The sequence below is a fragment of the Rhodococcus jostii RHA1 genome (assembly GCF_000014565.1).
Lineage (GTDB): Bacteria > Actinomycetota > Actinomycetes > Mycobacteriales > Mycobacteriaceae > Rhodococcus_F > Rhodococcus_F jostii_A.
This window is the reverse complement of sequence record NC_008268.1, coordinates 1182790-1194760: the sequence shown is the minus strand read 5'-3', so window position 1 is coordinate 1194760 and position 11971 is coordinate 1182790. Positions and strand designations below refer to the sequence as shown.

Genomic DNA, 11971 nt, shown 5'->3' with positions numbered 1-11971 from the left:
AGCCGAAGGCATTACTTGGCGTAGATGGCCGCGATGTCGTCGGCGAAGCTGTCGTGCACCACGTTGCGCTTGAGCTTCATCGTCGGCGTGAGCTCGCCGGTCTCCTCCGTGAAGTCGACGGGCAGGACCCGGAACTTCTTGATGGCCTCCGCGTGCGACACGAGCTTGTTGGCCTCCGCGACGGCCTCGTCGATCTCGGCTGTGAGGTCGGCGTCGGTCAGCAGGTCCGCGACCGTCGTCCCTGCGGGCTTGCCGGTGCGCTCGTTCCACGCGGGCAGTGCGTCGGCGTCGATGGTGATGAGCGCGCCGATGAACGGCTGCTGATCTCCGACGACGATGGCCTGGCTGATCAGCGGGTGCGCACGCAGGTGATCCTCGAGCTGGGCGGGGGAGACGTTCTTGCCGCCCGCTGTGACGATGATCTCCTTCTTGCGGCCGGTGATCGTGATGTACCCGTCCTTGTCGACCGATCCGAGGTCGCCGGTGTGGAACCAGCCGTTCTCGATCGCGTCGGCGGTCGCGCTCTCGTTGCGCCAGTAGCCGCTGAAGACGACCGGCCCCGACAGCAGGATCTCGCCGTCGTCGGCGATGCGAACGGAATTGCCCGCCAACGGCTTGCCGACCGAGCCGACCTTCTGCTCGCCGATCGTGTTGACCGCGAACGCCGCGGACGTCTCGGTGAGGCCGTAGCCCTCGTAGATCGTGATGCCGATGCCGCGGAAGAAGTGGCCGAGGCGGGCGCCGAGCGGTGCGCCGCCCGAGATCGCCAGCTGGCACTTGCCGCCGAGCGCGGCCCGCAGCTTCGAGAACACCAGCTTGTCGAACAGTGCGTGCTTGGCCTTGAGGACCAGTCCCGGCCCGCCCTTGTCCTGAGCCTCGCTCCAGGCGATGGCGGTTTCGGCGGCGGCGTCGAAGATCTTGCCCTTGCCCTCGCCGTGGGCCTTGGCGCGGGCGCTGTTGTACACCTTCTCGAACACCCGCGGCACCGACAGGATGAAGTCGGGGCGGAATTCGCCGAACGTGGGGACGAGGTTCGGGATGTCGCTGGTGTGTCCGAGTGCGGCGCCGGCGTCGAACGACGCGATGCTGACGGCGCGCGCCAGCACGTGCGCCATCGGCAGGAACATGAGGGTACTGACGCCGGGCGTCTTCAGCAGGGTGCCGAGGCTGGAATCGAGGATGCCCTTGGACTCGGCGATGAGGTTGGAATGGGTGAGCTGGCAGCCCTTGGGCCTGCCGGTGGTGCCGGAGGTGTAGATGAGGGTGGCCGGATCGCTCGACTTCAGCGCGGCGACGCGGGCCCGGACTTCGGCGTCGGGAACGTCGGCGCCCAGTTCGGTCAGTTCCTCGACGACGCCACGGCCGCCGTCGGACGCCTCGATCTGGTAGACGCCGCGGAGCGCGGTCGCCTCGGCGGCGACGGCCTTCACGGTGGCCGCGTGCGTCGCGTTCTCGACGACGAGATCGATCGCGGCGGAGTCCTCGAGGATCCACCGGACCTGCTCGGCGGAGGACGTCTCGTAGATCGGGACGGTGACGCCGCCCGCCGCCCAGATCGCGAAGTCGACGAGGGGCCACTCGTACCGGGTGGCCGACATCAGTGCCACCCGGTCGCCCTGCTGGACGCCGAGGGCGATGAGGCCCTTCGCGACCGCGGTGACCTGAGCCGCGAATTCGGCGGCCGTGACGTCGGTCCAGCGTCCGCCGATCTTGCGCTTGTACACGACCAGCGTCGGGTCGGCCGCGGCGTGGGCGAACACCGAGTCGACCGCGGACGCGTCCTCCGCGATCGTGAACGACTGTGGCGCGCTGAACTCGGGCACGAAAACCTCCGACACTGAAAATACTGACGAGTAGGATTGCGGTCCCAACTTTAGACCTTCCCCGGCCCGGTCTGCTTCCTGGCCGAAGAAGGGTGGTCAGAGCCCTGTCCGCGAGGTGCCGCGGAACCCCGCGGCCACCGCCCACGGCGGTATGTGAAGCTAGTCGCCGTGAGCAGCATTCAGGTCGCAGACCAGACGTTCATCGCGGCCCCACCGCAGCAGGTCGCGGCGGCGATCGCCCCGCCAGCCCGCTGGCGCCGGTGGTGGCCCGATCTCACCCTCGCCGTCCGCGAGGACCGGGCCGAGAAGGGCATCCGGTGGACGGTGGCCGGACCGCTCACCGGAACCATGGAAGTGTGGCTCGAGCCGGTGCTGGACGGAGCGATCGTCCACTACTTCCTCCACGCCGAACCGGCCCGCAGCGAGGGCACCCCCGATCTGGCCGCGCTGAACCGTCGCAGGCGCGTCGAGGGAAAAGTGATGTCCTTCGAAGTGAAGAAGGAACTCGAGGCAGGTCGCGCTGCGGGAGAACCGCCGTCCTGAGGCGGATCCGCCCGCCGCGGCAGGGTCGGCATTGTGTCAGAGCGCCGAGATCGTGTGTGATAGTCGGGCACAACACAGACATACGAAACCGGTAACGGCGTGGCCCCGCGATCGACGAGCGGGTCGGCCAGGCGAAAGGAAGCGTTCACTCCATGCCCGAGAGGACCAAGAGGTCGATCAGTATCGAGGCGCCGCCCGCCCGGGTGATGGATGTGATCGCCGACTTCGACGCGTACCCGGCGTGGGTGACCGCCGCGAAGTCCGTCGAGGTCATGGAACCCGGCAAGGGCGGCCGGGCCGACCGGGTGCGGTTCGTGCTCGACGCCGGCATGGTCAAGGACACGTACGTACTCCGCTACGACTGGGCGCCCGACGGCAAATCGGTCAGCTGGGAACTCGAGTCCGGTGAGATCCAGAAGTCGCAGTTCGGTTCGTACGTTCTGGAGGACGAACCGGGCGGCGGCACCACCGTCACGTACGAGCTCACCGTCGACCTCACCATCCCGATGATCGGCCTGTTCAAGCGCAAGGCGGAGAAGGCGATCACCGACACCGCCCTCAAGGAACTCAAGAAACGGGTGGAAGGCTGAGCAGCGAGGGTCGTGCCGGACCTGCGCGGGTCCAGTTCTTCGTCGGGAAGGGGGGCGTCGGGAAGACGACGCTCGCGGCCGCGACGGCACAGGCGGCCGCAGAGGCCGGACACCGGACTCTGCTCGTCTCGCTCGACCAGGCGCACTCTCTCGCCGACGTCATCGGGATCGCCGCCGCCCGGGACCTCGTGCCCGTGACCGACACCCTCGATGTCCTGGAACTCGACACCCTCACGTTGCTCGAGGACAGATTCCGGAGTCTGACAGCGGTTCTCGCGGCCGCAGGAACGCACGACCACGGTGCCCAGCTGTCCGCGCTCGAGCCGGAGGAGCTGACCGGGCTTCCCGGCGTGCAGGACGTGCTCGGCCTGCGTGAAGTCGTCCGGTTCGCCACCGAGGGCGAGTACGACGCCGTCGTGGTCGACTGCCCGCCCACCGCGGACTGCCTGCGGACGCTCGCCGCGCCCGCGACGGCTCTCGAGTACATCGAGCGGGTGTGGCCGCAGCATCGCCGCATCGCCGCGCTCCTGGGTTCCGATCCCCGCCTCGTGATGCTGGTGACGCTGATCGAGCAGGTCGTCGCCACGGTCGGCGAGGTCCGGGAGATGCTCGCGAACCGGGCGAAAACCACTGTGCGACTGGTGACGACACCGGAGCGGGTGGTGCTGACCGAGACCCGGCGCACCGTGGCGGTGGCCGCACTGTCCGGCCTGCGCGTCGATGCCATCCTCGTGAACAACCTTCTGCCGCACTTCGATTCGCCGGCAGGACACGACGATCCCGGTGTGGCATGGTTGATCAGGCGGCGAGCCCTGCAGCAACGGGTCCTCGCCGAGCTGACCGCCTCCGCGGGCGCCACCGTGATCCTCTCGGTGACCCGGTCGGTGACGGAGCCGGTAGGGTGGGCCGATCTCGGCGGAATCGCCCGGGAGTTGTATGCCGACGACACTGACGCGGTTGCGGTGCTGGGGAAGAACCCACCTGCGGTGCGGGTGGGGCTGGAATCGGGGGCCGGTGTGGATTCTGTGTACACGATGCGGATGTATCTGCCGCTCGTGAACCCGTCGACCCTCACGTTGGGTCGAGTGGAGGACGACTTGGTCGTGGGAGCTGAAGGGGTGCGCCGCCGGGTCCGCCTCGCCTCGGTCCTGCGCCGGTGCGTCGTCGCGGGGGCAGAACTCGACGGAAGTGATCTGGTCGTGCGCTTCACGCCCGACCCGCAGGTGTGGCCGGTATGAACGACGACCACGCACAGCTGGTGGCTGAGCTGCGGGCACTCGCCGAGACCGCCCTGGACCGTCTCGAGCCGCTTCTCCAACGCGCGGCGGCGCCGCACGCCCAGGCCGGCGCCGAGGACGCGATCCCCGGAACCGGGCAGTGGTCGGGATGCACGTGGTGCCCGGTGTGCGCGCTCGCGGCGCTGATCCGCGGCGAGCAGCACGATCTCGTGACCGTGCTCGCGGGCCAGGCGTCCGTGCTGATCGCGGTGCTGCGGCAGGTCCTCGACGAGCACGCCGTTCACGACACCCCGGGGCCCGGCGGTCCCGACGCTCCGGAACCCGGCCCCGGCGGCGGAACGTCCGAAGCGGACGGCGGCTCGGCGTTCGAACCGATCACGGTCACCATCAAACATTGAGCGTGCCCCGCGCGGGCCGGATCGCCGGACTCGTGCACGTCGGCGATCCGGCATGGGCACAATCATCTCCATGAGCACAGGTACGGGCAGCGAACGTGGCGGCAGCGCGGCGCTGACCATCGGCATCGACGTGGGTGGAACGAGCATCCGTGCGTCGGTGGTCGACTCGGCCGGTGAGGTGCTCGACTCGCTCCAGTCGCCGACCCCGGCGTCGGCGAAGGCACTCGAGAACGGCCTGGACCGGGCGGTCCGGGAGCTGTCCGCACGGCACGACGTCGCCGCGGTGGGGCTGGCGGTCGCCGGGTTCATCACCCCCGACCGCACGACGGTGCGGTTCGCGCCGCATCTGCCGTGGGTGGGTGCACCGGTCGGCCGGGACCTCGGGCAGCGTCTCGGTCTGCCGGTGATCCTCGAGCACGACGTGAACGCGGCGGCGTGGGCCGAGCACCGGTTCGGGGCGGCAGCAGGCGGCCGGAACGTGGTGATGCTCGCCATCGGCACGGGCATCGGGGCGGCGCTTCTCGCAGACGGTCGGCTGTACCGCGGCAGCCACGGCGTCGCACCCGAACTCGGCCACATCCAGGTGGTCCCGGACGGACGGCCGTGCGCGTGCGGCAAGCACGGCTGCTGGGAGCGGTACTGCAGCGGGACGGCCCTCGTCGACACGGCGATCGAACTTCTGGCCGCGGATCCGGCGACGTCGACGGTCCTCGCGCGGGACGTGGCGGTCGATCCGGGTGCGCTGACGGGCAGGCGGATCGCGGGCGCGGCACAGGACGGCGATCCGCTGGCACTGGAGACCATGCGGGAGTTCGCCCGGTGGCTCGGCGTCGGCCTGGCACTCATCGGGGACGTGTACGACCCGGATCTCGTCGTGATCGCCGGGGGCGTCGCGAGTTCCTCACCGCTGTTCATCGACGAGGCCCGTGGGCACTACGCGGCGCTGACGACGGGGGCCGGGCACCGGCCGCTGGCCCGCATCCGGCCGACTCAGCTGGGGGAGGCGGCGGGCATGATCGGAGCGGCGGAACTCGCCCGGGCCGTCCTGCCCGATCGGGTGGGTTGACGTCCGGCCCACTGCTGTAAACCCGCAGAGTGTGATGCTGTGCGGGCCTCCCGGCCGTGTGTAGCGACCCTCACCCACCCGAAGTAGAGTCGACCCGAACGAAGCTTGGGTTGTGAACGGGAGGGACGCCATGTGGTACTGGCTCTTCAAGTACGTGTTTTTGGGGCCGGTTCTCTGGGGGCTGGGTAGGCCGACCGTGGAGGGTACGGAGAACATTCCGGCGGAGGGTGGGGCCATATTGGCGAGTAACCATCAGGCCGTGCTGGATTCGTTCTTCCTGCCGTTGCGTGTGCCGCGGAGGATCACTTTTCTCGCCAAGAGCGAGTATTTCACCGGGACGGGACTCAAGGGCGCCTTCCAGCGCTGGTTCTTCTCGGTGGTCGGTCAGGTGCCGATCGACCGGACGGGCGCCGACGCCGCGCAGGATGCATTGAACGCCGGGCTGCGCGTCCTCTCGCAGGGCAAGCTGCTCGGGATCTACCCGGAGGGCACCCGGTCGCCCGACGGCCGCCTCTACAAGGGCAAGACGGGCCTGGCTCGCATGGCTCTGGAGTCCGGTGTGAAGGTTATCCCGGTCGCGATGATCGGTACGGAGAAGGTCAACCCGATCGGCTCCCGGGTGTGGCGTCCCTCGAAGGTCACCATCCGCGTCGGTGAGCCCATCGACTTCTCCCGTTTCGAGGGCATGGGCGGCAACCGGTTCGTCGAGCGGGCCGTCACCGACGAGGTCATGTACAAGCTGATGAAGCTGTCGGGTCAGGAGTACGTCGACATCTACGCGGCAACGCTGAAGAAGAAGGCGCCCGCCGCCGACGCCTCGGTGGCCGATGTGGCGCCTGCGAGCGACGCCACCACCGTCACGAGACTGCCGGACACGCGGGCGAGCTGACCGCCGCGACCTCTCAGCCGACGGGGACGGTGAGATCGTCGGAGGTCTCCGAACGATCGTCCTCGTCGGACTGTGAGCGGCGGGTGCGGAACGCGAACATCGCGACCAGCACCACGGCCAGTCCCCACCACACGTACGACGACGCCAGAAACTGATCCCACAGATTCCAGTGGGTTCCGCTCCACCGTCCCACCCCGAGTTTCCAGTGCGCGGCGAGCCTCACGACGACGACGCCGACCACGGCCGTGACCGCCAGGGCGACACTCCGGCGACGGTAGGCGAGGACCCCGAGCACGAGGATCACCGGTACCGACCACACCCAGTGGTGCGACCAGGACACGGGGGAGACGAGCAGTCCGAGGACGGCGTTGAGTCCCAGCGCGAGCGCGGTCTCGCCGGACTGCAGCGCCCGCACCATCGCGAGAATCACGAGTGCGAGCACCACGACGCTCAGCAGCAGCCAGATCGGGGTGCGCACCGAGTCGCTCAGGCCGAGCCGGGCCAGCACACCGGTGATGCTCTGGTTCGCGGGATATGCCGGGGTGCCGATCCGATCGGAATCGAAGAGGGTGTGCGTCCAGTAGGTGACGGAGTCGTTCCACGTCGCGATCGCGCCCACGGCGCTGAAGGCGAGGAAACTGACCGCGGTCACGACGGCCGAGCGAAAGTCCTTGCGCACCAGGAAGTATAGGATGAACACGGCAGGCGTCAGCTTCACCGCCGCCGCGAGGCCGATCAGCACGCCGCGCGGCCACGGCGTCTTCTTCGGCAGGCAGTCCGCCCCCACCAGCAGCATCAGCAGGATGTTGATCTGCCCGTAGTCCAGGGTCGAGGAAACGGGTTCGAGGGCCATCGACACCGCGAGCGCGCCGAGGGCCGTCCACACCAGCGTGGTGCGGGGTGCGATGCCCAGCGAGTCGAGCGTGACGACGAGGACGCCGAACAGTGCGATCAGCGACAACACCGTCACGACGGTCCCGGCCGTCGACAGCGACACCGTCGACAGCGGACTGAAGACGACGGCGGCGAGCGGCGGGTACGTGAACGGCAGGAAGTTGCCCATCTGGGTGGCAGGCATCGACCCGTACAGGGTCGGGCCGTGCAGGAACACCGAACCGCCCAGGCGGTAGACGTCGAGATCCAGCCGGTAGTAGCTGCCGAAGTCCCGCAGGCCGGGTAGTCCGAGCAGGTTGTAGGCGAATCCGACCGCGAGCCCGGCGAGGACGAGGACCCGGACGACGAGACCACCGACGCGGAGATGCGGAGGCACCCGCGGGGAGTCGAGCGGGTCCGCGACAGGGGTGGCGGACTGTCGACCGTCGGAGGTTGAGCGCACCGAGGCCTCCTTCACGAGGTAGGGGTGGATCCGGATGACGCCAACGGGTGAGGCATAGTTTGCGGGCGTGCGTTACTTCTACGACTGCGAGTTCATCGAGGATGGTCGCACGATCGACCTGGTGTCGATCGGGGTGGTCGCAGAGGACGGACGTGAATTCTACGCGGTGTCCACCGAGTTCGATCCCGACCGTGCGGGCAAGTGGGTGCGCAGGAACGTGCTGCCGAAGCTGCCGCAGCCGTCGTCGCCCCTCTGGAAGAGCCGCGCCCGCATTCGCGACGACCTCTACGCGTTCCTGATTCCCCGCCCCGGCATCGTCCCAGAACTGTGGGCGTGGGTGGCCGCCTACGACCACGTCGCCCTCTGCCAGCTGTGGGGGGACATGACGGAGCTGCCGCAGTCGCTGCCCCGGTACACGCGGGAACTCCGCCAGTACTGGGAGGAGCACGGCAGTCCGGCGCTCCCACCTGCACCGGGTGACGCGCACGACGCCCTCGCCGACGCCCGGCACAACCTGGCGAAGTTCGAGGCAGTTCAGGCGGCGCGCTCGCTCCGGTGACCTGACTCGCCATCGCTCCGGTCGAGCGAATATCCTGTATGGGTGAACTGGACTGTCGACGTGCCGATCGACCGCTTGCCCGAACTCCCGCCGCTGCCCACCGAGATGCGTGAGCGTCTCGATGCAGCGCTGGCCAAGCCCGCTGCTCAGCAGCCGCAATGGCCCGAGGGGCAGGCCGCCGCGATGCGAACCGTCCTCGAGAGCGTGCCCCCGATCACGGTGGCCAGCGAGGTCGTGGCCCTGCAGGAGAAGCTGGCTCAGGTCGCGCGCGGCGAGGCGTTCCTCCTCCAGGGCGGTGACTGCGCCGAGACGTTCGCCGACAACACTGAGCCGCACATCAAGGGCAACATCCGCACCCTGCTGCAGATGGCCGTCGTCCTGACGTACGGAGCGAGCCTGCCCGTCGTCAAGGTGGCCCGTATCGCCGGTCAGTACGCCAAGCCGCGGTCGTCGAACGTCGACGCCCTGGGCCTGCAGTCGTACCGCGGCGACATGATCAACTCCCTCGTCGCCGACGAGGCCGTGCGCGCCCACGACCCGTCGCGGCTCGTGCGGGCGTACGCGAACGCCAGCGCCGCGATGAACCTGGTCCGCGCGCTCACCGGCGCGGGCATGGCCGACCTGCACAAGGTGCACGACTGGAACCGCGAGTTCGTGGCGTCGTCGCCGGCCGGGGCCCGGTACGAGGCACTCGCCGCGGAGATCGACCGCGGTCTGCAGTTCATGAACGCCTGCGGCGTCACCGATCCCAGCCTGCACCACGCGCAGATCTTCGCCAGCCACGAGGCGCTCGTCCTCGACTACGAGCGCGCGATGCTGCGCCTCGACAACGACGACGACCACGCCAAGCTGTACGACCTGTCCGCCCACTTCCTGTGGATCGGCGACCGCACCCGCCAGCTCGACGGGGCGCACATCGCATTCGCCGAACTCGTGTCGAACCCGATCGGCCTGAAGATCGGGCCCAGCACCACACCGGAGATGGCAGTCGAATACGTCGAGCGGCTCGACCCCACCAACAAGCCGGGTCGCCTCACCCTGATCTCGCGGATGGGTAACAACAAGGTCCGCGACCTGCTGCCGCCCATCATCGAGAAGGTCCAGGCCACCGGTCACCAGGTGATCTGGCAGTGCGACCCGATGCACGGCAACACCCACGAGGCGTCCACCGGATACAAGACCCGCCACTTCGACCGCATCGTCGACGAGGTCCAGGGATTCTTCGAGGTCCACAACGGGCTCGGCACCTACCCGGGCGGCATACACGTCGAGCTCACCGGTGAGAACGTCACCGAATGCCTCGGCGGCGCGCAGGACATCTCCGACCTCGACCTGTCCGGCCGCTACGAGACGGCGTGCGACCCCCGCCTCAACACCCAGCAGTCGCTGGAACTGGCGTTCCTCGTCGCGGAGATGCTCCGCGGCTGACCGCAGGGCGTACATTCAGGGGGACTCACTGCCCTGCACCTGCGGGGTCAGGGCAGTGAGACCAGGGTGACAGTGGTCCCGGGCTTCACGAGATCGCCGCCGCCGGGGTTCTGGCTGATGACGAACGACCTGTCCGTGTCGGTCACCTGACGCACCTTCACCTCGAGTCCGAGACGGCTCAGTTCGTCCCGCGCGGATCCGACCGTCCGGCCCAGCATCGACGGAATTCGCACCGCGTTCGACACACTCAACGTGACGCTGGTGCCCGCATTGACGCGGGCGCCCGCCTTCGGGCTGGTGGCGATCGCGTCTCCGGCGGCGACGTTCCGGTCGAAGTCGGTGGTCACGTCCTGCACGACGATCCCCACCGCCTCGAGTGAGGCGCGCGCCTCGGCCTCCGACATGCCCTTCACATCGGGAACGTCCACCGGCGGTGCACCTTTGCTGACGATCAGCTTGACCGTGGACCCGGTCGCGAGCTCGGTACCCGGTGCCGGGTCGAGTGCGGCCACCGCCCCGATCGGAACCTTCGCGCTGAACGCCTGACCACCGTCGACCGGGGTGAATGTGCGGTTCCGCAGTTCCTGTTCGATTCCGGCGCGCTCACCGCCCGCGGGCAGCGGCGGGACCGTCGGCCTCCCGAGGGAGACGAGCAGTGCCACCGTGCCGTCGCGAGAGATCCGCGAGCCGCCGGTGGGATCGGTACCCAGCACCGTGTCGAGCGCAGCCGTGTCCGAGTACTGCCCGCGGATCTCCGTCGACAGTCCGGCCGCTTCGATCGCCGTCACCGCCGCACCGCGATCGAGACCGTCGGTGGTCGGGACCGCGGTGAAACGTCCCGAGCCCATCCACCAGCCACCGAAACCCACCGCGAGGGCGAGCATCAGGATCACGAGCAGCCACACGATCGTCGTCCGGCGCGACCGCTGCCGTTCGGCGGCGAAGTCGGGGTAGTGGTAGCCGTCGTCGGGTTCGTCCTCCACCGCGAACGACGGTTCGTCGATCGGCGGGCGCGGAGTCTGCGTGGTGACGACCCGCGTGTGCTGGACACCGGGCTGCGCCGGCAGCGGGCTGGGCGGCGACAACGGCGGGGCGGGGGGAAGGTGCACCGTGGGTGGTGCGACGGGTCCCGGCGGCGCGCTCAAGGGCGGCGCGCTCGCGGCGGCCGCGGCGCTGAGGTGCTGCGCCGAGCGTCGCGGGGCGGGCACCCGGTACGCGGGCAGGTCGAGCGCCGCCGCGATGCTGCGCAGGGCCGAGCCCATCTGCTCGGCGTTGGCGAAGCGGTGCGACGGCTCCCGATGGGTGGCCTCCGCGACGAGTTCGTCGAACTCGGGCGGGACACCTGCGATGAACGAACCCGGCCGCGGAACGTCCTGATTGATCCGCTGATACGCGACGGACAACGACGTGTCCCCGGTGAACGGTGTCCGCCCGGTGAGAAGTTCGAACAGCAGGACACCGGTGGAGTAGACGTCGCTGCGAGTGTCCGCGATCCCGGATGTCACCTGCTCCGGCGACAGGTACGCCGCCGTGCCCAGAATCACACTGTTCGACGTGGTGGTCGAGGCGGCGGCGGCCCGCACCAGACCGAAATCGGCGATCTTCACCTCACCGCCGTCGGAGATCAGGATGTTCTCGGGTTTGACGTCGCGGTGCACGAGACCGGCCCGGTGGGCGACGGCGAGCGCGTCGAGAACCGGGCCCGCGACCGCGGCCACCGCGTGCGGCGGCATCGGCCCGCGTTCCCGCAGGAGTTCGCGGAGCGTCCCGCCGTCGACGAGTTCCATCACCAGGAACGCGTGCTCGCGGTCGTGTCCCTGGTCGTACACCGCGACCAAGGAGGGGTGCTTGAGTCGCGCGACCGAGCGGGCCTCGAACTCGAACCGGGTGACGAACGCCGGATCGGCCGCGAACTGCGGATCCATCACCTTGATGGCCACCGGACGGTCGAGACGCGTGTCGAGCCCCCTGTAGACGGTGGACATGCCGCCACGCGCGATCGTGGCATCCACCCGATAGCGCCGGTCGAGCAGCTCGCCGATCAAACGTTGACCTCCATCGTGCACAGTGTCCGTTCCCCCGTCAGAGCGCGCAGCCCGGC

General features: G+C 69.1%; 11 protein-coding genes. 8 read left to right on the top strand and 3 right to left on the bottom strand.

The window, feature by feature from the left end; genetic code table 11:
- Positions 1 to 11: 11 nt before the first annotated feature.
- Positions 12 to 1823 (bottom strand): AMP-dependent synthetase/ligase, encoded by a 1812-nt coding sequence (locus RHA1_RS05410; RefSeq protein ID WP_011594244.1) that lies wholly within the window; start codon positions 1821 to 1823, stop codon positions 12 to 14.
- 168 nt (positions 1824 to 1991) lie between these two features.
- Between RHA1_RS05410 and RHA1_RS05405 the strand changes: the two genes are divergently transcribed.
- The 6 genes from RHA1_RS05405 (at position 1992) to RHA1_RS05380 (ending at position 6547) form a co-directional block, all read left to right on the top strand.
- The gene (locus RHA1_RS05405; protein ID WP_005260151.1) at positions 1992 to 2366 is read left to right on the top strand and encodes a hypothetical protein; all 375 of its coding nucleotides are present in this window, start codon (positions 1992 to 1994) and stop codon (positions 2364 to 2366) included.
- Between the two features lie 152 nt (positions 2367 to 2518).
- On the top strand, positions 2519 to 2956 hold the full coding sequence (locus tag RHA1_RS05400) for an SRPBCC family protein (RefSeq protein WP_009473765.1): 438 nt from the start codon (positions 2519 to 2521) through the stop codon (positions 2954 to 2956).
- On the top strand, positions 2953 to 4194 hold the full coding sequence (locus RHA1_RS05395; protein WP_081437412.1) for an ArsA family ATPase: 1242 nt from the start codon (positions 2953 to 2955) through the stop codon (positions 4192 to 4194). The genes RHA1_RS05400 and RHA1_RS05395 overlap by 4 nt, the downstream gene beginning before the upstream one ends.
- Entirely contained in the window at positions 4191 to 4592 is a 402-nt protein-coding gene (locus tag RHA1_RS05390) for a hypothetical protein (protein WP_011594243.1), read from the top strand. The genes RHA1_RS05395 and RHA1_RS05390 overlap by 4 nt, the downstream gene beginning before the upstream one ends.
- Before the next feature lie 52 nt (positions 4593 to 4644).
- Positions 4645 to 5658 (top strand): ROK family protein, encoded by a 1014-nt coding sequence (locus RHA1_RS05385; RefSeq protein WP_009473761.1) that lies wholly within the window; start codon positions 4645 to 4647, stop codon positions 5656 to 5658.
- 130 nt (positions 5659 to 5788) lie between these two features.
- Entirely contained in the window at positions 5789 to 6547 is a 759-nt protein-coding gene (locus tag RHA1_RS05380) for a lysophospholipid acyltransferase family protein (protein ID WP_005260161.1), read from the top strand.
- Between the two features lie 13 nt (positions 6548 to 6560).
- Here RHA1_RS05380 and RHA1_RS05375 read toward each other — a convergent pair whose 3' ends face one another.
- Positions 6561 to 7883: a glycosyltransferase 87 family protein gene (locus tag RHA1_RS05375; RefSeq protein WP_011594242.1), complete on the bottom strand. Its 1323-nt coding sequence runs from the start codon at positions 7881 to 7883 to the stop codon at positions 6561 to 6563.
- 67 nt (positions 7884 to 7950) lie between these two features.
- Between RHA1_RS05375 and RHA1_RS05370 the strand changes: the two genes are divergently transcribed.
- On the top strand, positions 7951 to 8442 hold the full coding sequence (locus RHA1_RS05370) for a polyadenylate-specific 3'-exoribonuclease AS (RefSeq protein ID WP_011594241.1): 492 nt from the start codon (positions 7951 to 7953) through the stop codon (positions 8440 to 8442).
- Positions 8443 to 8484: 42 nt separating this feature from the next.
- Positions 8485 to 9870 (top strand): class II 3-deoxy-7-phosphoheptulonate synthase, encoded by a 1386-nt coding sequence (locus tag RHA1_RS05365; protein ID WP_005247669.1) that lies wholly within the window; start codon positions 8485 to 8487, stop codon positions 9868 to 9870.
- 47 nt (positions 9871 to 9917) lie between these two features.
- Here RHA1_RS05365 and pknB read toward each other — a convergent pair whose 3' ends face one another.
- Positions 9918 to 11936, bottom strand: a complete 2019-nt coding sequence (pknB, locus tag RHA1_RS05360) for a Stk1 family PASTA domain-containing Ser/Thr kinase (protein ID WP_011594240.1) — start codon at positions 11934 to 11936, stop codon at positions 9918 to 9920.
- Positions 11937 to 11971 lie beyond the last annotated feature (35 nt).